The 22,225-nt window shown below is 55.2% G+C and carries 16 protein-coding genes, 4 tRNA genes and 3 pseudogenes; 6 read left to right on the top strand and 17 right to left on the bottom strand.

Features of this window, described 5'->3' with window-relative positions; genetic code table 11:
* Positions 1 to 95 precede the first annotated feature (95 nt).
* From rhtC to pldA, 3 genes are read right to left on the bottom strand one after another with little or no spacing between them, the layout of a single operon-like run.
* On the bottom strand, positions 96 to 719 hold the full coding sequence (gene rhtC, locus HA45_RS17835) for a threonine export protein RhtC (protein WP_100701457.1): 624 nt from the start codon (positions 717 to 719) through the stop codon (positions 96 to 98).
* Between the two features lie 12 nt (positions 720 to 731).
* Entirely contained in the window at positions 732 to 2,555 is a 1,824-nt protein-coding gene (gene recQ / locus HA45_RS17840; RefSeq protein ID WP_100701458.1) for an ATP-dependent DNA helicase RecQ, read from the bottom strand.
* Between the two features lie 23 nt (positions 2,556 to 2,578).
* A complete protein-coding gene (gene pldA, locus HA45_RS17845) occupies positions 2,579 to 3,457 on the bottom strand; it encodes a phospholipase A (protein ID WP_100701459.1) in 879 nt (292 codons plus the stop codon).
* Between the two features lie 165 nt (positions 3,458 to 3,622).
* On the opposite strand from pldA, the gene HA45_RS17850 reads away from it, so the two are divergent.
* Together HA45_RS17850 and rarD are read left to right on the top strand one after the other, a co-directional pair.
* A complete protein-coding gene (locus tag HA45_RS17850) occupies positions 3,623 to 4,093 on the top strand; it encodes a thioesterase family protein (protein WP_100701460.1) in 471 nt (156 codons plus the stop codon).
* A gap of 21 nt (positions 4,094 to 4,114) precedes the next feature.
* Positions 4,115 to 5,014: an EamA family transporter RarD gene (gene rarD / locus HA45_RS17855; protein ID WP_100701461.1), complete on the top strand. Its 900-nt coding sequence runs from the start codon at positions 4,115 to 4,117 to the stop codon at positions 5,012 to 5,014.
* Here rarD and HA45_RS17860 read toward each other — a convergent pair.
* The 9 genes and pseudogenes from HA45_RS17860 to HA45_RS17900 all read right to left on the bottom strand — a co-directional run bounded on the left by HA45_RS17860 (position 4,985) and on the right by HA45_RS17900 (position 15,816).
* Positions 4,985 to 6,036 (bottom strand): annotated as a pseudogene (locus tag HA45_RS17860) (AbrB family transcriptional regulator). The gene rarD and the pseudogene HA45_RS17860 overlap by 30 nt on opposite strands.
* 94 nt (positions 6,037 to 6,130) lie before the next feature.
* Positions 6,131 to 7,084, bottom strand: coding sequence for a magnesium/cobalt transporter CorA (gene corA, locus HA45_RS17865; RefSeq protein WP_100701463.1), 954 nt, complete (start codon positions 7,082 to 7,084; stop codon positions 6,131 to 6,133).
* A 319-nt stretch (positions 7,085 to 7,403) separates the two neighbouring features.
* Positions 7,404 to 9,565: pseudogene (gene uvrD, locus HA45_RS17870) on the bottom strand (DNA helicase II).
* A gap of 175 nt (positions 9,566 to 9,740) precedes the next feature.
* Positions 9,741 to 10,457, bottom strand: coding sequence for a 5-amino-6-(5-phospho-D-ribitylamino)uracil phosphatase YigB (gene yigB, locus HA45_RS17875; protein WP_100701464.1), 717 nt, complete (start codon positions 10,455 to 10,457; stop codon positions 9,741 to 9,743).
* Positions 10,454 to 11,364, bottom strand: a pseudogene (gene xerC, locus HA45_RS17880) (tyrosine recombinase XerC). Before xerC ends, yigB begins: the two are co-directional and overlap by 4 nt.
* Complete coding sequence (locus HA45_RS17885; protein ID WP_100701466.1) at positions 11,361 to 12,065, bottom strand: DUF484 domain-containing protein; 705 nt, start codon at positions 12,063 to 12,065, stop codon at positions 11,361 to 11,363. Before HA45_RS17885 ends, xerC begins: the two are co-directional and overlap by 4 nt.
* Positions 12,062 to 12,886 (bottom strand): diaminopimelate epimerase, encoded by an 825-nt coding sequence (gene dapF, locus HA45_RS17890; RefSeq protein WP_100701650.1) that lies wholly within the window; start codon positions 12,884 to 12,886, stop codon positions 12,062 to 12,064. The genes HA45_RS17885 and dapF overlap by 4 nt, the downstream gene beginning before the upstream one ends.
* Positions 12,887 to 12,915: 29 nt before the next feature.
* Positions 12,916 to 13,119 (bottom strand): LPS translocon maturation chaperone LptM, encoded by a 204-nt coding sequence (gene lptM, locus HA45_RS17895; RefSeq protein WP_100701467.1) that lies wholly within the window; start codon positions 13,117 to 13,119, stop codon positions 12,916 to 12,918.
* 135 nt (positions 13,120 to 13,254) lie between these two features.
* A complete protein-coding gene (locus HA45_RS17900) occupies positions 13,255 to 15,816 on the bottom strand; it encodes a class I adenylate cyclase (RefSeq protein ID WP_100701468.1) in 2,562 nt (853 codons plus the stop codon).
* A 301-nt stretch (positions 15,817 to 16,117) separates the two neighbouring features.
* Between HA45_RS17900 and hemC the strand changes: the two genes are divergently transcribed.
* The 4 genes from hemC to hemY are packed head-to-tail and all read left to right on the top strand — an operon-like array spanning position 16,118 to position 20,149.
* Positions 16,118 to 17,059 carry a hydroxymethylbilane synthase gene (hemC, locus tag HA45_RS17905; RefSeq protein WP_100701651.1) on the top strand — a complete coding sequence of 314 codons (942 nt, stop codon included), beginning with the start codon at positions 16,118 to 16,120 and terminating at the stop codon, positions 17,057 to 17,059.
* Positions 17,056 to 17,796, top strand: coding sequence for a uroporphyrinogen-III synthase (hemD, locus tag HA45_RS17910; RefSeq protein WP_100701469.1), 741 nt, complete (start codon positions 17,056 to 17,058; stop codon positions 17,794 to 17,796). Before hemC ends, hemD begins: the two co-directional genes overlap by 4 nt.
* A gap of 23 nt (positions 17,797 to 17,819) precedes the next feature.
* On the top strand, positions 17,820 to 18,950 hold the full coding sequence (gene hemX / locus HA45_RS17915) for a uroporphyrinogen-III C-methyltransferase (RefSeq protein WP_100701470.1): 1,131 nt from the start codon (positions 17,820 to 17,822) through the stop codon (positions 18,948 to 18,950).
* A gap of 2 nt (positions 18,951 to 18,952) precedes the next feature.
* Positions 18,953 to 20,149: a protoheme IX biogenesis protein HemY gene (gene hemY, locus HA45_RS17920; protein ID WP_100701471.1), complete on the top strand. Its 1,197-nt coding sequence runs from the start codon at positions 18,953 to 18,955 to the stop codon at positions 20,147 to 20,149.
* 715 nt (positions 20,150 to 20,864) lie between these two features.
* On the opposite strand, the gene HA45_RS17925 is transcribed toward hemY, so the two are convergent.
* The 5 genes from HA45_RS17925 to wecG form a co-directional block, all read right to left on the bottom strand.
* Positions 20,865 to 20,941, bottom strand: a tRNA-Pro gene (locus HA45_RS17925).
* A gap of 45 nt (positions 20,942 to 20,986) precedes the next feature.
* A tRNA-Leu gene (locus HA45_RS17930) sits at positions 20,987 to 21,073 on the bottom strand.
* A 15-nt stretch (positions 21,074 to 21,088) separates the two neighbouring features.
* Positions 21,089 to 21,164 (bottom strand) — tRNA-His (locus HA45_RS17935).
* A gap of 90 nt (positions 21,165 to 21,254) precedes the next feature.
* Positions 21,255 to 21,331 (bottom strand) — tRNA-Arg (locus tag HA45_RS17940).
* Positions 21,332 to 21,489: 158 nt separating this feature from the next.
* Entirely contained in the window at positions 21,490 to 22,224 is a 735-nt protein-coding gene (wecG, locus tag HA45_RS17945) for a lipopolysaccharide N-acetylmannosaminouronosyltransferase (protein ID WP_100701472.1), read from the bottom strand.
* Position 22,225: the final 1 nt, after the last annotated feature.

Genomic DNA, 22,225 nt, shown 5'->3' on the forward strand with positions numbered 1-22,225 from the left:
TTTTTCGAAGTGGTCAGCGCGCAAGTTCCGAAGCACAGATGCTGAACGTAAAGCGCGCGTGCACGGCCCGATGCCAAAATGGCAAGTAGCCCGATTTAGCGCGAGATAATCAGGTGAATGCCGAATCCGGCAAACAGTACGCCAGCCATCCCATCGACCCACTTCGCCATACGCTGATACTTATCTCGCATCCACGGCAGCGCGAAAATAGCCGCCACCAGCGTAAACCAGGCAAAAGTCTCACCGATAATCAGCAGGAATAAACCCCAACGCTCCATCGCGCCCACATCATTACCCACAAACAGCGAGAACACGCTACCGAAATAAATGATCGCTTTCGGGTTCGACAGATTAGTCAGAAAACCTTTCAGGAAGCTCATGCCTCTCTTTGGCAGTTCTACCACCGGAGCAGCAACCTGCGGGGCTTTATGTTGCTGACGTGCCGAGCGCAGCAGCTGCCAGCCCATCCACAGCAGGTACAAACCTCCGCCCACCATGATGATTTCATGCAGCCAGGCCATTTTTTGCAGGATCAGATGCAGGCCCATCAGTGCCACACCGGCCCAAATCACAATCCCCAGCGTAATGCCAAACACACCCATCATCGCCTCTTTACGCGAGCGGCTGGCCGCCGTTTGCGACACAAAGAAGAAGTCCGGGCCCGGACTCATCAGCGCAACCAGATGCACCAGCGCGACGGTGGCGAATAACATCAACATGGTTTCTTTCCTTTACTCTTCATCGACATGTTCTTTGATCATCACCAGGAACGGCTTACCAAAACGTTCCAGCTTGCGATGACCGACACCGTTCACGCTGAGCATTTCTGACGCGGTAATCGGCATTTGCTCCGCCATCTCAATCAGCGTGGCATCGTTAAACACCACGTACGGCGGAATATTGGATTCGTCGGCAATCGCCTTGCGCAATTTGCGCAGTTTGCCAAACAGCGTGCGATCGTAGTTGCCGCTGTGCACTTTCGGCGAGCTGCTGCGGCTTTTCACCGTGACGATACGCGGAACTGCCAGCATCAGCGGCACTTCGGCACGCAGCACCGGACGCGCCGCTTCCGTCAGCTGTAAGGCGGAGTGCATGGCGATGTTTTGCGTCACCATGCCGAGGTGAATCAGCTGACGCAGCACGCTGACCCAATGCTCCTGACTCTGTTCACGACCGATGCCGTACACCGGCAATTTATCGTGACCGTTATCGCGGATGCGGTGGTTGGTGGAACCGCGCAACACATCGACAATATAGCCCATGCCAAAGCGCTGGCCGGTACGATAGATGCTGGAAAGCGCCTTCTGCGCCTCCACCAAACCATCATAGCGACGCGGGGGATCGAGACAGATATCGCAGTTACCGCACTGCTGCTGGCGCCCTTCACCAAAGTAGTTAAGCAGCACCAGACGACGACAGGTTTGTGCTTCAGCAAACGCGCCCATGGCGTTGAGCTTATGGCGCTCAATATCCTGCAATGGACCGGGCGCTTTCTCTTCCAGGCACTTACGTAACCATGCCATATCTGCCGGGTCGTAAAGCATCATCGCTTCTGCGGGCAGGCCATCACGTCCGGCACGACCGGTTTCCTGATAGTAGGATTCGATATTGCGCGGAATATCGAAGTGCACCACGAAACGCACGTTAGGCTTGTTGATGCCCATACCAAATGCCACGGTGGCGACCACAATTTGCAGGTCATCGCGCTGGAAGGCTTCCTGCACATGAGCACGCTGGCCACTCTCGATTCCGGCGTGATAAGCGCCGACACTCAGTCCACGGCTTTGCAGGCGAGCGGCGGTGTCTTCCACCTTGGCACGGCTGTTACAGTAAATGATGCCGCTTTTACCACGCTGCTCTTGCACATAGCGCAACAGCTGATCCGTCGGTTTGAATTTTTCTACCAGCGTGTAGCGGATGTTAGGACGGTCAAAGCTGCTGATTTGAATCAGCGGATCGTCCATCTGCAGCAGATGGGCGATGTCATTACGCGTGGTTTCATCGGCGGTGGCGGTCAGCGCCATCACCGGCAATTCCGGGAAGTGCTGACGCAGCTGACCAATCGAGCCATATTCCGGACGGAAATCATGGCCCCACTGTGAGATACAGTGCGCCTCATCCACCGCCAGCATCACCGGATTCCATTGGCGCAGGCTGTCGAGGAAGTTATCCATCATCAGACGTTCAGGCGCGATATACAGCAGCTTCAGCTTGCCGGTACGACAGTCTGCAAACACCTGCTGCTGCTGCTCGCGCGTCTGGGTAGAATTGAGACACGCCGCTGCCACGCCGTTGGCCAGCAGTTGATCGACCTGATCTTTCATCAGTGATATCAGCGGTGAAACCACCAGCGTCAACCCTTCGCGCACCAGCGCCGGGATCTGATAGCACAGCGATTTTCCGCCGCCGGTTGGCATCACCACCAAACAATCACGCCCTGCTAGCGCGGTTTCGATGATGGTCTGCTGACCGGGACGAAATTGCTGGTAGCCGAAGGTATCTTGTAATACCTGCTGCGCCAGCATTTCCTGATTAAGCACTGCCGATGTTGCCACGGTAATCCTGTTTTTCTGACTGGTTAGAACAGATCGTTAAGTGTTACACCCACGCCGAAACGGGTCTGACGGTGGTTATAGTCGATGAGCGATTCACCATACCCGCTGAACAGCTGGGTGTAAAAGCGCACATGCTCAGAGATAGGATAGCTCCAGGCGAATGTCGCGCCACCGAAGCCGCTGTTCCAGTTGTAGTTGCCTTCCACGCTGAAAATACTTTCGCCCACTTCATAACCGAGCTTGGCGCGATAGTAGCCCATGTATTTGGTGATATCAGGGTTATCATCGTTATTTTCATTTTCTGGAATGCGATACCAGGGTTTGATTTCCGCAAGGAAGTTACCGTTCTGCGCCATCAAGCGTGCGTAAACGCGGTTCCAGCTGCGTGATGTTGGATCGCTGCGCCCGTTCGACTCGTGGTTCAGACCGGTTTCAATATCGCGCAGGGTCCAGCCCGCAAACGTGTAATCCGTTGCCCAGCCAAGGAAAATCTGCGGCTCATAGTTGGTTTCACGGAACGGTGATGAAGCGCCACGGTTGGACAACTGCCACCAGGAACGCTGCGTGTAGGACGCGGCCAACACCGAGTTATCACCCAAAATACCGCGCCACAGCGGAAACGCCAGGCTGAGCTGGAATTTTACTTCATCATTTTTTGCTTTGTCAGCCCAGTTGTACGAAGAGATCGCCTCTTTGTTCATGTCAGTGGTGTAGGTGTAAAGCAAATAATTGTTTTCGTAGGGATAAAGCACGAACGGGTTATCGTGTTTCTCCAACAGGTTCGCAATAATACTGCCCTTTACTGCCGGGGCGTCATGCACCTCTTTTATTGTGGCTTCATCAGCCTGTGCCAGCGCAGGAATCATCAAGGCTGCGGCCAGCAACGCGTATAGCTTACGCATAAAATTCTCCAGAGAGCGGGGTGTTGTCATTATTAGGGCTATGTGCAAAAAGCAGGCCATTCTACACGCAAAGGCACGGGTTGATCAGTGTCGATTGCTGAAACTGGAAAGCAGCGCGAACGCGGCATAATATACACAATTCTTTAACATCTTAAGGCAGGAAACATGTCATCCCCGTTGCTGTCACAGCAGGAAGCTCGCCGTCTGATTGGCGAAATTTTTGTTTATCATATGCCCTTCAATCAGGCGCTCGGTTTGGAGCTGGATCGACTCGAAGCAGATTACGCCGAGTTGAGCTTTGCCAACAAAACCATGCTGGTCGGCAATGCCGCCCAGCAGATCTTGCACGGAGGCGTGATTGCCTCCGTGCTGGATGTCGCCGCCGGGTTGGTGTGCGTCAGTCAGGCGCTGTCACGTCACGAGAGCATCAGCGAAGAGGAACTGCGTCAGCGTTTGTCGCGCATGGGCACCATTGATATGCGCGTCGATTATCTGCGCCCCGGACGTGGCGAACGCTTTATCGCCACCAGCAGCCTGCTGCGTGCCGGCAACAAAGTGGCGGTCGCGCGCGTCGAACTGCACAACCAACAGGGCGATTACATCGCTACCGCCACCGCCACCTATTTGATTGGCTAATGACCGTTTTTGGAAAGCATGATGGATACGCAACAAACGCGTCAGGGCATTGGCTATGCGCTCGGCGCTTACTTTATCTGGGGCATCGCACCGGCTTACTTCAAGCTGGTGAAAGAAGTGCCGCCAACGGAAATCATGACGCATCGCGTGATTTGGTCCGCGCTGTTTATGCTGGTGCTGATCACTCTGAGCCGCAGCTGGAAACAGGTGCGCACGGTGCTCGCTCAACCGAAGAAAGTGCTGTTGCTGGCGCTCACGGCGGTGACCATTGGCGGCAACTGGCTGCTGTTTATCTGGGCCGTGAACAATCAGCACATGCTCGAAGCCAGCCTCGGCTACTTTATTAACCCGCTGATCAACGTGGTGTTTGGCATGCTGTTCCTGCGCGAGCGCTTCCGCCGCTTGCAGTGGCTGGCGGTCTTACTGGCAACGATTGGCGTGCTGGTGCAGCTGTGGCAATTTGGCTCGCTGCCGATTATTGGCCTGGGCCTGGCGCTGAGTTTTTCCGTTTATGGGCTGATCAGAAAGAAAATCCAGGTGGATGCGCAAAGTGGCATGCTGATCGAGACCGCATGGCTGTTCCCGCTGGCGGCCCTCTATCTGTTTGGTTTTGCCGACAGCGCCACCAGTCATCTCAGCGCTAACCCGCTCAGCCTCAACCTGAAACTGATCGCCGCCGGCATTATCACCACCATTCCGCTGATGCTGTTTGCCGCCGCCTGCGCGCGTTTGCGCCTGTCAACGGTCGGCTTCTTCCAGTACCTCGGTCCCACGCTGATGTTCCTGCTGGCCGTGCTGTTCTATGGCGAGAGCCTGACGCCGGACAAGATGGTGACCTTTGGCTTTATCTGGCTGGCGCTCGCCGTCTTTATCGTCGATGCCGTCGCATTTTCAGCTCGCACTCGCATGCGCATAGCGTGAGATAAAGCGCGCGATAGCCGGGCCGGTCAGTAAGATGGTGAAGAGACGTAAGGTCTGCAGCGCCATCACAAATGCGATATCGACCCGGCTGCCCGCCGCAATAATCGCCACGGTATCCAGCCCGCCAGGCTGGTTGCCAGATACGCCGTCATTAGATCAACGTGCAGCACGCGCGTCAGCATCCACGCTAATCCGCCACACAGCAGCATCAAGCCGAAAATCGACACCAGCATTTGCGGCAAGGTGCGCAGCGCCAGCAGGAAGATAGGCCGCGTAAAACGTAAACCTACGCTCCAGCCAATCAGCGCATAAGCCAAGGCCAGCAACCATTCCGGCACCTGTAAAGTGGCGACATCGGTGCCGTGCAGCGTCGCGCCTATCAGCGCGGGCAACAGCAACGCACCGGAAGGTATGCGCAATTTCTGCCCTAGCCAGGCCCCGGCAAACATCACAACCAGCGTTAAGAGAAAGCTGCTTTGCAACGGCGGAAACCACACCAGTTCAACCGCGCCGCCGCTGCTGCCCAGCCCAATGCGCGCCACCACCGCGGCGGCAGTGGCCACGAACAGCACGCGCAGATACTGCATAAACGCCACTAAGCGCACGTCCGCACCGAAGTCACCGGCCATCGCCACCATCGCAGACGCGCCGCCCGGCGACGATCCCCATGCGCCCGTTGGCCCCGGCAAGTGACTGAATCGCACCAGCAGAAAGCCCGATAAGCCGCTGGCCGCCAGCGTCAGCACCAGCACGGCTAGCACCACCGGCCAGTCATTGAGTAACGGCGAGAGGATGGCAGGAGAAAGCGTTTGGCCAATCATGCAGCCCAGCACCGCCTGTGCCAGCACGAAAAAACGCTTATCGATACGCACCGTCGCGCCAGACAAGCCCATCACGGTGCCCACGATCATCGGTCCTAACAACAGTGCTGCGGGAAGGTGAAACAGCTGGAGGATAATCCCCAGTACTAATGAAGCAATCAGCAGAATGGCCCACTGCTGTCGCAAAGAAAAACGCGCCATAAGGTGGAAATCAGAAAGTGAGAAGTGACAACAGCCTACGCAGAATTGTGAAACAGCGCCAGTTTAAAGGGCCGCGAATGCGGCCCCAAAATCGTTACAACCAGTTTTTACGTTTGAAGTAGAGATACGGTGCCAAACCGGCAAGGATCATCAGGGAGATTGCGCCAGGATAACCAAAGCTCCACTTCAGCTCCGGCATAAATTCGAAGTTCATGCCGTAACTGGATGCCACCAGCGTAGGCGGCAGGAACACCACCGACACCACCGAGAAGATTTTGATGATGCGGTTCTGCTCGATGTTGATAAAGCCCATCGCCGCCTGCATCAGGAAGTTAACCTTCTGGAACAGCGATTCGTTGTGCGGCAGCAGGGATTCGATATCGCGCAGAATTTCACGCGCCTGCTCCAGCTGGTTGCCCGGCAAGCGGGCTTTACGCACCAGGAAGTTCAGCGCACGTTGGGTATCCATCAGACACAGGCGGACTTTCCAGCCGATATCTTCCAGCTCCGCCAAACGCGACAGCGCCTGATCGTACTCTTCGCCCTGCTGGCCTTCCATGATCACGCGACTGAGTTTTTCCAGCGCGCTGTAGATGTTCTCGATCTCATCCGCCAGCTGTTCGATTTTAGTTTCAAACAGATCCAGCAGCAGCTCGTAAGCGTTGCCATCAGTCAACGTCTGGTTGCGCGCACGCATACGATACAGACGGAAAGCCGGCAGCTCGCGCTCACGCAATGTGTAAAGGCGATCTTCACGGATGGTGAACGCCACGGTGGAGTTCCCGGCGTGATCTTCCGCATCTTCAAAGAAGAAGAAGGAGTGGATGTGCAGGCCATCTTCATCTTCGAAGAAACGCGCGGAGGCCTCGATGTCTTCCAGCTCCGGACGCGTCGCCAGGCTTTGACCCAGCTCGGTTTGCACACGATCACGCTCGCTGTCATCAGGCTCGATTAAATCGACCCATACCGAGGTGTTCAGTGTGTCGTTGTTGTCTTCCAGCTCAATACGCGTCAAGCGATCGCGTTCGAGTTTAAAGGCGCTCAGCATAGCAATACTCCCCATTGCAGACTTAATGGGACAAGGCGGCACACCGAATTGCCTAAGGCAAAACGGGCACGGCAAAGCCTGAACGCGGAAACTTTCGCTTCAAGGGTAAATCAGTGCTGACTCGCGCGACGAGAGTGGTAAGGGAGGTCGCTGATAACCGCTAAGGCTACCCGCGTAAAGAGGAAGCCTTAGATGTTATTCCTGTTAAACAGGGGTTGAGCCAGCATCGACTGGGCGCGTCCAAGGCATTGTCCTCTCATGATAATAGTGCGCGCATGTTACGCTGAGACGAAAAAGTCGTCAAGGTAACGCAACGGCGCTACACCGTTTCCAGACGCGCGTACGCCGCGACCAGCCACTTGATGCCCTGGCCCTGAAACGCCACTTGTAAACGGCTGTGCTCACCGCTGCCTTCGAGATTGATAATGGTGCCTTCGCCGAACTTGGCATGGCGCACACGCTGGCCGAGCGCGAAACCACTGTCATTCTGCGCGATCGGTGTGCCCATGCGTTGATGGCTCACTGGACGGCTGACGCTGGCGCGCAGACGTACTTCTTCTACGCACTCTTCCGGCAATTCGCCGATGAAGCGCGAGGGACGGTGATACACTTCTTTACCATAAAGACGACGGGTTTCGGCGTAGGTCAGCGTCAGCTTTTCCATCGCACGCGTCACGCCAACATAGGCAAGACGACGTTCTTCTTCGAGACGGCCGCCTTCATCCAGCGACATCTGGCTGGGGAACATACCCTCTTCCATACCAACGATGAACACCTGGGTGAACTCCAGCCCTTTGGCTGAGTGCATGGTCATCAGTTGCACCGCGTCCTGCCATTTATCAGCCTGACCTTCACCGGCTTCCAGCGCCGCATGGGAGAGGAAGGCCTGTAGCGGCATCAGATCTTCGTCTTCGTCCTGATAGCTGAACTGGCGCGTCGCCGTTACCAGTTCCTCTAAGTTTTCGATACGCGCCTGGCCTTTCTCGCCCTTTTCCTGCTCGTACATGATCCACAAGCCGGAATCTTTAATCACGCGATCGGTCTGCACGTGCAGCGGCATGTCGGAGGTTTCCGCGGCCAGTGAATCCACCAGCTCGCAGAAGCGTTGTAATGCTGAGGCAGCGCGTCCCGCCAGGGCTTTATTTGCAGCAGTTCCCGCGTGGCTTGCCACAAGGTGAGCTGCTGATCGCGCGCGGTCTGACGTACCACATCCAACGTGCGATCGCCCACGCCGCGCACCGGCGTGTTCACCACACGCTCAAACGCCGCATCGTCATTGCGATTTGCCATCAGGCGCAGATACGCCAGCGCATCTTTGATTTCCTGACGTTCGAAGAAGCGCATGCCACCGTAAATCCGGTACGGCATGCTGGCTTGTAATAACGCTTCTTCCAGCACGCGCGATTGGGCGTTACTGCGATAGAGAATGGCGCAATCCTGCAACGCGTTGCCGTTCTCATGCCAGGTTTTGATGCGATTAACCACAAAGCGCGATTCGTCTAATTCGTTAAACGCGCAGTACAGGGAGATTTTTTCGCCGTCGCTGCCGTCGGTCCACAACTCTTTACCGAGACGGCCATTGTTATTGGCGATCAGGGTATTGGCGGCTTTCAGGATGTTATTAGTTGAGCGGTAGTTCTGCTCCAGACGGATGGTTTCCGCGCCGGGGAAATCTTGCAGGAAGCGCTGGATGTTCTCCACCTGCGCGCCGCGCCAGCCATAAATCGACTGATCGTCATCACCGACGATAATCACGCGACCGGTATCGCCCGCCAGCATGCGGATCCAGGCGTATTGGATGTTGTTGGTGTCCTGGAATTCGTCCACCAGAATATTGCTGAAGCGCTCGCGATAATGGTTAAGGATATGCGGTTTGTTCAGCCACAGCTCATGGGCGCGGAGTAACAACTCGGCGAAATCCACCAGCCCAGCCCGATCGCAGGCTTCCTGATACGCCTGATAGATGCGCAGCCAGGTTTGCTCCACCGGATTACCATAACTTTCGATGTGCTTAGGACGCAGCCCTTCATCTTTTTTGCCGTTGATGTACCACATGCCCTGACGTGCAGGCCACTGTTTCTCATCAAGGTTCATGGCTTTGATCAGACGCTTGAGCAGGCGCAATTGATCGTCGCTATCAAGAATCTGGAAATCCTGCGGCAAATTGGCATCAAGATGATGTGCACGCAGCAAACGGTGCGCCAGGCCATGGAAGGTGCCGATCCACATGCCGCCCTGAGTGGTACCGATCAGTTGATCGATACGATGGCGCATTTCCGCCGCCGCTTTATTGGTAAAGGTCACTGCCATAATCGAATAGGGCGAGCAATTTTCTACCGATAGCAGCCAGGCAATGCGGTGCACCAGCACACGGGTTTTGCCACTGCCTGCTCCGGCCAGCACCAACAGGTTGCTGCGCGGTGCGGCGACCGCCTCGCGCTGTTTGTCATTCAAGCCGTTAAGCAGTTCAGAAACGTCCATAAGCACCGTTTTGCCAAAATAATAAAAGGAGTATTGAGAAATGCGGTTTCTCAGCATTCAGGCAACGCACCATTTGTAGCGGCGCTGTTCATCGCAAAATGAAGGGTGCCGCTACGATTTGTGCGTCAGGACATGCCTGCCATCATCCAGCCATTAGCTGGATGAACATACAGCATTATAGCAGCGAGGTCAGCGATGCCAACTGATGAATTTCTACATGCGGCAGTAAACGCGCATCGTCAATCTTCATCAGGTTGCCATCACGCAGGTTGATCCAGCAGGCTTGCATACCCGCGCGCAGTGAACCGACCACGTCCGTGGTGAGATCGTCGCCCACGTGGAGAATATGCTCAGGTGCGAGGTTTAAACGCTCAGCCGCCAGTTGATACATATCCTGCCACGGCTTAGCGCGGCCATGCGGACCGGCGCGCAGGGCAAACTGGAAGTAGTGATCAATCCCCAGCTTTTCCGGGCAGGCGTTGCCGTTGGTGATCGCGACCAGCGGCACGCGCTCACCCAACCACGTCAGCGTTTGATGCGTCTCGTCTGGCATGTCAACTTCGCTGCGCCACTGATGGAACACGCTCATCACTTCACTGGCACCGGCGCTGGCTTCCGCAACGGACAGGCCAATATTGATCATCGCTAACTCGACCGAGCGGCGGCGCCATTCCGACACGTCGTGATAAATCTCCGGCTCGCGCGCCAGCAATTCGTCACGCAGCGCCTGATAATCAGCCGGTGTGAATTCACGTAGTGCCGGATGGAAAGCCTGCAAAGCAGCATGGGATTCGGCGGTGGTTTTACGAATCACCGGATGGTTGTCATACAGCGTGTCGTCGAGATCGAAAGTGATCGCTTTGATCGGGCCCAGCGGGCGGTAGAACTTCATTCAGACTTTCCTCGTTTAGCACGTGGATGCGCCGCGTCGTACACGGTCGCCAGATGCTGGAAATCGAGATGGGTATAAATTTGCGTGGTCGACAGATTGGCGTGGCCGAGGAGTTCCTGTACCGCGCGCAGATCGCCGCTCGACTCCAACAGATGGGTCGCAAATGAGTGGCGCAGTTTATGGGGATGAATATGGCTGGCCACGCCCTGTTTGACGCCCCACTCGGCAAAGCGTTTTTGCACGTTACGCGCCGAAATACGCGTGCCGCGGCTGGAGACAAACATGGCGTCATCCTGCGGTGCGAAACTCGCACGCAGCGGCAACCAGTGCTGCAGCCAGGTCACGGCCGTTCCACCAATCGGTACACGACGCTCTTTACTGCCTTTACCCAACACCCACACTTCACCGGCGTCGAGATCGACATGACGACAATCCATGCCCACCAGCTCCGACAGACGTAAACCGCCGCCGTACATGGTTTCCAGCATCGCACGGTCACGCACCGCCAGCGGATCGTTCAGGTCGATCTCCAGCAGTTGGTTAACCTCGTCAACATCCATATTTTTTGGCAGATGGCGGGCGTTGCGCGGCGTGGAAATACCCTTGGCCGGATTGGCGCTCAACATGCCCTGGCTAACCTGCCAGTCGAGAAAACTGCGCAGCGCCGACATGCGTAATGCCAGACTGCTCGGCCCTAACCCGCCACGACGACTGCGTGCCGCCAGTTGACGAACCTGCGCCGGTTCCAGCTGCGACCAGCCGACGATTTTCATCTCATCAGCCATGGCAATGATCGCCTGCAGCTGACGAGTATAATTTTTTGCGTAAGCGGGCTGAGCTGGCGTTCGACTTTCAGATAACGCAGAAAGCCCTCAACGGCAGGCAGCAGCGGGCTGTCGCTGCTCATGCACGTTCGACCCAGCGTGAAAGCAGATCCGGCAACATTTGCGCCAGATGCTGCAGTAGCAAGGTGCCCATGCCCGCTTGATAGTGTTGATTGTCGCGGCTGCTGAAGATCAGGACGCCAAGCTCGCCGCGTTCCCCCATTAGAGACATCGCGACAGAGCCAATGGCTTTGGCTTGTGGTAACAGCAGCAGCAATTCGGGGCCGTTCAGGCTGCCAAGGTAATGATGCTCATCACCAAAGCGTTGAATGCGCAGCGGCTCAAATGCCTGACGCGATAGGCCAAGCTGCGTGAAATCAGAGGGTGCACCGATATGCCATTGGTCGTTGAATACCCGCACATTGGCGCCGGCAAGCCCCAGTTCGCGCGCCCAGCGATGCAGGCGTGTGAGCATCTCTTGCAGACTGTCCGCCGCAGCCAGATGGCCTTGCAGCCCCAGCAGGCGATCGAACAGCTGATGGTTAGCCGTGGCCTGCTCCATCAACAGGGTGATTTCTTCTTCCAGTTGCTGGATGTGGTTGCGCTGACGCGCCATATGCCACTCCACCAGCGACACGCTGCCGCGCACCGGATGCGGCACCATCATCTGTTCGACCTGCCGCGCATTGCGGATAAAGAAATCGGGGTTCTGGCGCAGAAAGTCGCTAACCGACTGATCGTCCAGCAAAACCGCACTGTCGGTTTGCTCTTCGACATTTTTCATAGATGAATAAACCCATCGTAGACGTGTGTGGCTGGGCCGGTCATATGCAGCGGCTGACCCGTCCCTTTCCAGGCGATATGCAAGGTTCCGCCGGGTAAATCGACACGGACTTTCTCCGCCAAAATGCCCTGCTGGATACCACAGGCAACGGCCGCACAGGCGCCGCTGCCACAAGCCTGGGTTTCGCCCGCACCGCGTTCATACACGCGCAGACGAATATGTTCAGGATTGACCACTTCCATAAAGCCAACGTTGACGCGCTCCGGGAAGCGCTCATGGCTTTCCAGTAACGGGCCCAGTGTTTCCACGGCAGCCGTTTTCACACTCTCAACCTGAATCACACAGTGCGGATTGCCCATTGATACCGCGCCAAACATCACGGTTTGTTCCGCCACGCGCTGCAGGTAAAGGCTCTCGGCTTTATTGGCGCGCAGTGGCACCTGCTGCGGATCGAAGTTGGGTTCACCCATGTTGACGCGCACCAGCTCATCGCTGGTCACGCTCAGCACCATGCGACCGGTTTGCGTACTCACGCGGATGTCACTTTTATTGGTCAGCCCTTTCAGGCGCACGAAGCGGGCGAAACAGCGCGCACCGTTGCCACACTGTGCCACTTCACTGCCATCGGCGTTGAAAATTCGATAGTGGAAATCGAGATCCGGATCGTAAGGTGGTTCGACGATCAGCAACTGATCGAAACCGATCCCCAGATGCCGATCCGCCAGGCGGCGAATCAGTTCCGGCGAAAAAAAGACGTTTTGCGTCACAGCATCCACAACCATAAAGTCGTTGCCGAGACCGTGCATTTTCGAGAACTGCATTTTCTGCTCCGCCGGATTACTCATAGAGATTAGTTCGCCTGTGTACCCGGTTTGCTGGTGACCAAACCATTGACGTCAGCATTCTGCGCCGCTTTTTGCTGCTGTTCAGTGACCTGTTGATTTTGTTTGGTCGGCTGATCTTTAGGCGGGAAATACAGCGGTCCTTTTAGGCCACAGCCTACCAGGCTGACCAGCGCCAGCGCCATACCCAGCTGACTTATCAATCGTCTCATTCTGTCTGCTCTTCATGTCCTTAAGCCTTGGCTGCTTATCATCGCAGTTGACGTTGTAAAAGCAACAGGAAATACCCGCAAATCCGGGTGCAGGTCAGAGGAAAAGCCAATCCCACCGCGCGAACGCTGGCGGGATCAGTGCATTTGATAGCGCGGCTGGAAATCGCCGTTGTCGTTGTCGGGCTGCGTGGCGCAGAGCTGAGTCAGCGTCTGGCTGCGGAATGGGATCACCTGGAAGCGATCGCCTGCGTGCACAATTTGATAGAACTGCGGCAGGTTGAAGTTGATAAAGCTGGAGCCGTAGGTAAAACGGTCGTGCGACGACGAATAGAAACGGCTGACGTCGCGCACCAGTTCTTCTTTACTGCCTTCGCAATGGTGATACACCTCAACGCGATTGCTTTCGTCGAGGATATAAATATTGAAGCCGCGATCGTCATTGGTGTCTTCAAAGAAGAACTGAATAATGCCTTCGCTGGCGTAGCCATTGACCACCGGCGGCAATGGCGTTTGGTTCGATTCAACCTTGATCGACAAACCATGCAGCTTGTTGTTAGAAATCGCGCCGTAAAACTCCACCGCATTTTCCAGTTTCTGCACGGACACGCTCATACGCTCAAAGAACAAGCCCCACGTCTGGCCCGCCATTCGCAGCGCTTTAAAGCGGCCTGGCTCCTGACGGGTGCTCGACAGACGCAGCTCAACGCACTCAGAAACCAGCTGCTGTACGCGGGTACGGATCAATCCGCGCAGATGCTGGCTGTAGCAGAACACTTCCACTGTATCTGGCGGCGCGGCATCCTGATGCATTTTGCCGAGAATGGTTTTCAGCGCTTCAATCATCGCCTGCTCGCCATTGAAGTGCAGCGTGCGCACTTCATTCCATGAGTTGCGATACAGCAGATCGATGCTGCCAATCAGGCACTGTTGCTGCTGACCGAAGCTGAACACGTCCAGCTTACGGAAATCAAAGTGCACCACCTGATTACGGAACGCGGAGGTCGGATCGTGCTCGAGGTTAACGATAATCGCCAGATGACGAATTTCGCACGGGCTGTAGAGCGCTTTCGGCGTCGGTGCAGGTACACGCAGCGGGAAGTGGCTCGATACATCGTTCACCAGTTCCTGCAAACGCGGCAGATCGCAGAACTCATTGCCTTTCATGTGCAGGCGGGTTTTGCTGGTCAGCAAACCGTTGAACCATGCCCACGCCACTAACTTGTTGAGATAGCGATTATATTCCAGTGGCTGATGGCTGATGATCGAACTCATGTCCGGCGACTGGTTGTACAGATACCAGCCCGCACGATTGGCACGGCCTTCCGGCACATGAATAAAGGTCAGATTGTCTTCTGACAGATCGGGGGAGATTTGCGGGTTAACCAACGTCACTTTACCCGGCAGCGCTTCAAACGCGGCATACAGTTTACGCGTCAGCACGCCGATATCCTGCGGGCTGGCACTGACGCTTAAATTGTTACGACGGGCAAAACGGATCAGGTTGCGATAGCTCTGCATCATCGCATCCAGCAGCTCGTTGTGCGCTTCACGTACGCGCTCAATTTTCCACTGCGCACGGTTATCCAGTACCGCTAATTTCTCTTCATCCCAACCCCACTCTTTCACCAGCTGCGAAAGAATCTCGCGACGCCAGCCTGAGCGATGATGGTGGTGATCGTCGCTCGAGAGCTTTTCACACACTTTTAAATAGAAACATCGACGCACCAGATCGAGGCGCGCCATGTCATCAACGCTGGTCAGATAGCGCGTGACGCGTTCCAGCATCATGCAGTAGGGGTCGAGGCCGAAGCAGACAATTTCGCCATCGTGTAGGCGCTGTTTGATATCCATCGCCAGCAGCTGCGTGTTCGGATATTCCCAGCTGTACGCTTCCAGCAGCAGGGTTTTCAGCACCGCTTTGTACGGTGAATCGATACTTTTATACAGCTGCCACAGGCTGGCACCAAAATACTCTTCAGCCGATAGCGTGCCGAGGCCGCCGAGATCCAGCCACTCATTCGGCGTCAACACGCCCTGAGAATAAAGTGACATGACGTAATCGTCATAATGGTGCTCTTCTTCACCTGGCACCATGTTCCACAGGATGCGTTTGCCCGCCATACGCACGGCAGTACGGTAAAACTCATCCAGCAGCAAAATATGTTGGGTTGAACCGCAGTCTTCGCCACCCAGGCTGCCACTTTCGTTATGGCGGAAGCGGTTCTCATCGATCAGGAAGAAACTGACTTCCACACCCATCGACACACACCATTTCTGCAACAGCGTACACTTGCGTTGCAGATTGAGGCGCTCTTCATTATCTAACCAGGATTGGTGACACACCCAGATGTCGAGATCGGATACGCTGTTCTGGCCCACGGACGAGGTACTGCCCATGGAATAGATGCCGGTGATGGGACGTTCGCCTTTGACCGCCGCGCTGAAATCCAGAGGTTGATCGCCAGCCAGTTGTTGCAGAAGTTGCTGTTGATTTTCATCAGGCGTGAAGATGCAGACGCCATGCGGAACGCTACCTTCAACGTATCCCGGCATCAGCGGATGATGATAGTGCAGTAATGTTGGCAGCAGACTGTAGACTTGCTGGAAGGCAGGTCCCATTGCAGCCAGTGCGCGATCGACGCGCAGCTGGTTAATTGCATCCAGTCTCTGTTTCAGTGTCTCAATGTAGAGGTACAAGACGTTTCGCCTGATTGTCCCAGTGTTAAGCACCCTGTTTCCAAAATCTGCCGCTTAATAATAGAGATATTGGGCAAATTATTGCTGGAAACGTGATCAATCTAACACCTGGAGGATTGACCGTAAAGAAAGTTGCGCTACATGACAGTTTAGCACGTTCCCCATGTAGCCCTGCTTTTTCGGACTTAGACGTCAGATAATGCGTAACATCTGACATCGCGGCCTTTTCAATCCGTTGAAACTGACAGCATTCCCCTATCAATGATAGGATAATCGATGAACGATCAAAATGGTTAACAGCATGTTAAACAAAATTTTCAGAATTGCTACCAGACAAAGTCCCCTTGCTCTGTGGCAGGCACAATATGTCCAACAGCGTTTGATGGCGGCGCATCCGGGCCTGCAAGTCGAACTGGTGCCGATGGTGACGAAAGGTGACATCATCCTCGACACGCCGCTGGCTAAAGTCGGAGGCAAAGGCCTGTTTGTCAAAGAACTCGAACTGGCCATGCTGGAAAACCGTGCTGACCTTGCCGTGCATTCCATGAAAGATGTCCCAGTGGATTTCCCTGAAGGTTTAGGGCTGGTGACCATCTGCGAGCGCGAAGATCCGCGCGATGCTTTCGTCTCCAACCTTTATAACAGCATTGATGAACTGCCGCAGGGCGCGATTGTGGGAACGTCCAGTCTGCGTCGTCAGTGTCAGCTCAGTGCACGTCGTCCCGATTTGATCATTCGCTCGCTGCGCGGCAATGTGGGCACCCGTTTAGGCAAACTGGATGCGGGCGAATATGACGCGATTATTCTTGCGGCGGCCGGCCTCAAGCGTTTAGGCCTTAACGATCGCATTCGCCAGGCTATGCCTGCTGAGATCTCCCTGCCTGCAGTTGGCCAGGGCGCCGTTGGTATTGAATGCCGTCTGGACGATCACGAATTAATGACGTTACTTCAGGCACTCAATCACGCAGATACCGATGTGTGCGTGCGTGCGGAACGCGCGATGAATACGCGGCTCGAAGGAGGCTGTCAGGTGCCGATCGGCAGCTTTGCGGTGCTAACCGACGATCAGCTGTGGCTGCGTGGTTTGGTGGGCTCGCCAGATGGCCATCACATGGTGGTCGGTGAACGTCGCGGTCCACGTGAACAGGCTGAACAGATGGGCATTTCACTGGCGGAAGAACTGCTCGATGGCGGCGCGCGTGACATTTTGCGTGACGTCTATCAGGGACAACCTCCGGCATGACCATCCTCGTGACCCGACCGGAACCCGCCGCCAGTGAATTGGTTTCGCGCCTGCGAACCCAGGGCAAACTGGCGTGGACCTTACCGCTGATTGAATTCACACCGGGTCGCGATCTCCAACATCTGCCGCAACAGCTGGCGTCACTGCAGCCCGGCGACTTGGTGTTTTTACTGTCGCAGCAGGTGGTGCTTTTTGCCCATCCTGCCCTTGCGCGCAATAGCCTCTCCTGGCCAGAAAAACTCGACTACTATGCCATTGGTCGCAGCACCGCTTTGGCACTGCATACCGTCAGTCACCTGAAAGTAGACTATCCTCATGCGCGGGAGACCAGCGAAGAGCTGGTGCGTCTCAACCGTTTACAGCGCGTTGAAGGCAAACGTGCGCTGATCCTGCGCGGAAGCCCAGGCCGTGAGCTGCTGGCAGAAACGCTGCTGGCGCGCGGTGCGCAAGTTGAATATTGCGAATGCTACCAGCGCTGTGAAAAACAATACGAAGGTGCCATTGAAGGGCGCCGCTGGCGCGATCGCGGTATTACTACGCTGGTGGTCACCAGTGGTGAGATGTTACAACAACTGTTTGCGCTGTTTCCGCCAATTGACCGTCGGGAATGGCTATTGCACTGTCGGCTGGTAGTCGTCAGTGAGCGTTTGGCTACACAAGCCGCCGAATTAGGCTGGCAGGACATTGATGTAGCCGATGGTGCCGATAACGATGCGTTGCTGCGCGCGTTACGCTGAACTTAACAATGGGATGAGCCATAATGACGGAACAAAAAGCCTCCTCCGCCATGGTTGAAGAAACCACCCCAGCGGATACTTCGCCCACGCCAGCCGGTAAAAAGCCTCGCGATAAAAAAAGCGATGGCAAAGTACTGAGTGCGGTGGCGATTGTGATTGCGCTGGCGATTGGCGCAGGACTTTACCTCAATGGGAAACACCAGGCCGATTTACAGGCTCAGACTAACCAGAATCTGAGTGAACAACTCAGCGCGTTGCAGCAGCAACTGGGCAGCGACAAACAACAGCTGACGCAACAGCTTGATGCGGCCAACACCGCATTGCAGGAAGCGCGCACCCAGCAGGATAACAGCGCTAAAGAGCTGGAAACCCTGCGTGACAAAGTCGCGACCATTTCCGGCAACGACACCCGCACCTGGCTGTTGGCGCAAGCCGATTACCTGGTGAAACTGGCGGGTCGTAAGCTGTGGAGCGATCAGGATGTCACCACCGCGGCTACACTGCTGAAAAGCGCCGATACCAGCCTGGCGGATATGAACGATCCGAGCGTAATGAATGTACGTCGTGCGCTGACTCAGGATATCAGTTCACTCTCAACGGTGAGCCAGGTCGATTACGATGGCATCATCCTCAAACTCAATCAGCTGTCGAACGGCGTAGATAATCTGCGTCTGGCCGATAATGACAGTGATGATTCGCCGATGGATGCCGATGGCGGAGAGCTTTCCAGCTCGCTGCACGAATGGCGTCAAAACCTGGTGAAGAGCTGGCACAACTTCATGGATGATTTCATTACCATCCGCCGCCGTGATAACACCGCACAGCCGTTGCTGGCACCGAATCAGGACGTGTATTTGCGCGAAAACATTCGCTCGCGTCTGTTGATTGCCGCTCAGGCCGTTCCTCGCCATCAGGATGAAATCTACAAACAGTCGATTGATGCGGTATCAACATGGGTACGCGCCTGGTATGACACCAATGATGCCGCGACCAAAGCGTTCCTCGCCCAACTGGATGAACTGAGTCAGCAAAACATCACGATGGATGTGCCCGATACGCTGGAAAGCCAGGCGCTGTTGGAAAAACTGATGCAGACTCGTGTGCGAAACCTGCTGGCGCAGCCTTCGGCTCCGGCAGCTCAACAGGGAGGCTAAGCATGCTTAAAGTATTGGTGCTTTTCCTGCTGTTGATTGCGGGCGTGGTGTTGGGGCCAATGGTTGCTGGCCATCAAGGCTACGTACTGATTCAAACCGATAACTGGAACGTGGAAACCAGCGTAACTGGTCTGGCGATCATCTTGATCCTCAGCCTGCTGGTCATTTTACTGATTGAATGGATACTGCGCCGCGTGTTACGCACTGGCGCGCGCACCCGTGGCTGGTTTGTTGGTCGTAAGCGCCGCAGCGCGCAACGTCATACGCAAAGCGCGTTGATGAAGCTGGCTGAAGGCGACTATAAGCAGGCTGAAAAGCTGCTCTCGAAGAATGCCGATCACGCCGATCAACCGGTCGCCAACTATTTGCTGGCAGCCGAAGCGGCGCAACAGCGCGGAGATGAAGTACGGGCCAATCAACATCTGGAACGTGCGTCTGAGCTGTCCGAGAATGACACTATTCCGGTGGAGATCACCCGCGTGCGCTTGCAGCTGGCACGCAATGAAGACCACGCCGCGCGCCACGGTATCGATCGCTTGCTGGAAGTCGCGCCGCGCCATCCGGAAGTGCTGCGCTTAGCTGAGCAGGCTTATGTTCGCACTGGCGCATGGGGCGCACTGCTCGATATTCTGCCATCCATGCAAAAATCACAGATCAATGATGAAGCCTATCGTGATGCGCTGCAGCAGCAGGCCTGGCTGGGTCTGATGAATCAGGCGATGGCCGATCAGGGCAGCGAAGGCCTGAAGAAATGGTGGCAAAATCAGAGCCGCAAAACCCGTCAGGAAACGGCGCTGCAGGTGGCAATGGTTGAACATCTGATTGAGTGTGACGACCCTGATACCGCGCAAAGCATCGTGCTGGAAGGGTTAAAGCGCCAGTATGACGATCGCCTGGTATTGCTGATGCCACGTATTAAAAGTGGCGACCCGCAAGCGCTGGAGAAAGCGTTGCGCCAGCAGATTAAACAACATGGCGCTACGCCTCTGCTGCACAGCACACTAGGCCAGATGCTGATGCGCCACGGCGAATGGCAGCAGGCGGCAGAAGCCTTCCAGCAAGCGCTGGCACAACGCCCAGATGCCTATGATTATGCCTGGCTGGCCGATGTTTACGATCGTCTGCATCGCCCTGAAGACGCGGCCAACATGCGCCGTGAAGGCCTGCTTCTCACCTTAAAGACTAATCCAAACGCTTGATTTAACGATTGTTACTTTTGTGCACGCCGGGCTTGTCCCGGCTTTTTTTTGCCTGAAGGATAGGAGGAGCTGGCAAATTGCAGATAAAAAAACACCTGCCATAAGCAGGTGTAAGATCAGGTCGTTCAGACAACTGATGGTATCCGACTCAACGTAATGTCCTTCTTACTGCAGTAAAGCGTGCGCAAATACTGCCAGGCTGGACAACGGATACCGTAAGGGGCTCTGCATCATTCCCAGGTTTATGTAGCATCAGCAAACATAAGAGGTGGAATGAGCATCTACAGCGTTATTATTGCATAACTCGTGCCAAAACTGCATTCATCAAGATAAGTCATTTAAAATCAGTCAGATATTTTGTTCCGTCATCTCTGGCTTAATGGTGCGTCGTGATATCGCTACACTTCCCCCCCTCAGCTGTCTCCTCTCAACGACAAGCAATGCAAGGAACTGTCAGTCACTTTTAAATCAATGGGTTATAAGTCTCATTCTGACGACAATGTCAGGAAGCGTGGTTAATGAGGCTGTGGGCTGTGAGATATGAACTGCGAGGTTTGAGCTGTGGCTGTGAGCTACGGCTGTAAGTTACGAATTGTGAGCTGTGAGGTTTGAGGTTTGAGGTTTGAGGTTTGAGGTTTGAGGTTTGAGGTTTGAGTCAAACAGAGGGAAAGCAGAAACGAAAAAAGCCTGCTATTTCTAGCAGGCTTTTCGAATATGGTCGGCGAGAGAGGATTCGAACCTCCGACCCACTGGTCCCAAACCAGTTGCGCTACCAAGCTGCGCTACTCGCCGATTTTTTCTGTATCTTATTTCTTCACGCTACCGCGTAATTTTGCCTGGTGCGAAGGGAGGGACTTGAACCCTCACGTCCGTAAGAACACTAACACCTGAAGCTAGCGCGTCTACCAATTCCGCCACCATCGCGTGCCCAGCAAAATTTGGGGTGGCTAATGGGACTCGAACCCACGACAACTGGAATCACAATCCAGGGCTCTACCAACTGAGCTATAGCCACCATAATTCTGGTGCGTAAGCATCTCTGCTTACTATTTTCACTGCATAACGCGGTTAGACCAACCACCGAAGCTCTTGCGCACAAACTAAATGGCGCGCCCGACAGGATTCGAACCTGAGACCTCTGCCTCCGGAGGGCAGCGCTCTATCCAGCTGAGCTACGGGCGCGTAGCGCCGTTGCGGATGGGCATACTACGGGCTTGACCTCATACTGTCCAGCGCTTTTTTATAAAAAAAACGCGTTTGATTACGCTTTGTGCATTCCGTCGATAATTAATGCAGTTTTGCTGGTTGCAGTGATGATATTGCTGAAAAAAACAGCGATATCAGAGATCGCCACGCCAATGATAGCGCAAATATTTCAGCAGTTTTAATTGCCGACGCAGACGTGAGGGCTGACGAATCAGACGATAGAGCCATTCCAGCCCTAATCTCTGCCAGATACGCGGTGCGCGAGCGACATGGCCGGTAAACACATCGTAGGTGCCGCCCACGCCCATATACAGTGCATGCGGCCAGTACGCGCGGCAATCACGCATCAGCAACTCCTGGCGCGGTGACCCCTGGGCCACCGTGACGATCTTCGCGCCGCTGGCCGCAATGCGCGCAAACAGCGCATCGCGTTCGGCGGGCGCGAAATAACCATCCTGACTGCCGACGATATTTACATTCCACTGGCGACGCAGTTTAGCGCAGGTCTCATCTAACATGGCCTGACGACCGCCAATCAGAAACACCGGAATAGCGCTGCGACCCGCACGCTCCATCAAGGCTTCCCACAAATCGGCGCCAGCGATGCGGTTAACCTGCAGCTGCGGATACTTTTTACGTAATGAACGTACCACGCTAATACCATCCGGATATTTAAATTCCGCCTCGGCAATCAGCGCGCGCAGCTGAGCATCTTCTTCCAGCGTCAGCATCTTCTCAGCATTCATTGCCACCAGCGTGCCGCAACGCGGCTGGCCATTCGGCAGCAGGAAGTGCAGGAAGCTATCCATATCGTTAAAGGCGTGAAGATCGACACCGCGCAGGTTATAGCGCGACATATCGGTTTTCATG

This window comes from Pantoea rodasii, assembly GCF_002095465.1.
GTDB lineage: Bacteria > Pseudomonadota > Gammaproteobacteria > Enterobacterales > Enterobacteriaceae > Pantoea > Pantoea rodasii.

Bases quoted from the DNA above. Each gene is read 5' to 3' on its own strand.
- hemY (WP_100701471.1), top strand. From the start codon at position 18,953: ATGCTTAAAGTATTGGTGCTTTTCCTGCTGTTGATTGCGGGCGTGGTG.
- hemD (WP_100701469.1), top strand. From the start codon at position 17,056: ATGACCATCCTCGTGACCCGACCGGAACCCGCCGCCAGTGAATTGGTT.
- pldA (WP_100701459.1), bottom strand. From the start codon at position 3,457: ATGCGTAAGCTATACGCGTTGCTGGCCGCAGCCTTGATGATTCCTGCG.
- dapF (WP_100701650.1), bottom strand. From the start codon at position 12,886: ATGCAGTTCTCGAAAATGCACGGTCTCGGCAACGACTTTATGGTTGTG.
- wecG (WP_100701472.1), bottom strand. From the start codon at position 22,224: ATGAAAACCGATATGTCGCGCTATAACCTGCGCGGTGTCGATCTTCAC.
- HA45_RS17885 (WP_100701466.1), bottom strand. From the start codon at position 12,065: ATGAAAAATGTCGAAGAGCAAACCGACAGTGCGGTTTTGCTGGACGAT.
- lptM (WP_100701467.1), bottom strand. From the start codon at position 13,119: ATGAGACGATTGATAAGTCAGCTGGGTATGGCGCTGGCGCTGGTCAGC.
- yigB (WP_100701464.1), bottom strand. From the start codon at position 10,457: ATGAAGTTCTACCGCCCGCTGGGCCCGATCAAAGCGATCACTTTCGAT.
- corA (WP_100701463.1), bottom strand. From the start codon at position 7,084: ATGCTGAGCGCCTTTAAACTCGAACGCGATCGCTTGACGCGTATTGAG.
- rarD (WP_100701461.1), top strand. From the start codon at position 4,115: ATGGATACGCAACAAACGCGTCAGGGCATTGGCTATGCGCTCGGCGCT.
- HA45_RS17850 (WP_100701460.1), top strand. From the start codon at position 3,623: ATGTCATCCCCGTTGCTGTCACAGCAGGAAGCTCGCCGTCTGATTGGC.
- hemX (WP_100701470.1), top strand. From the start codon at position 17,820: ATGACGGAACAAAAAGCCTCCTCCGCCATGGTTGAAGAAACCACCCCA.
- hemC (WP_100701651.1), top strand. From the start codon at position 16,118: ATGTTAAACAAAATTTTCAGAATTGCTACCAGACAAAGTCCCCTTGCT.
- rhtC (WP_100701457.1), bottom strand. From the start codon at position 719: ATGTTGATGTTATTCGCCACCGTCGCGCTGGTGCATCTGGTTGCGCTG.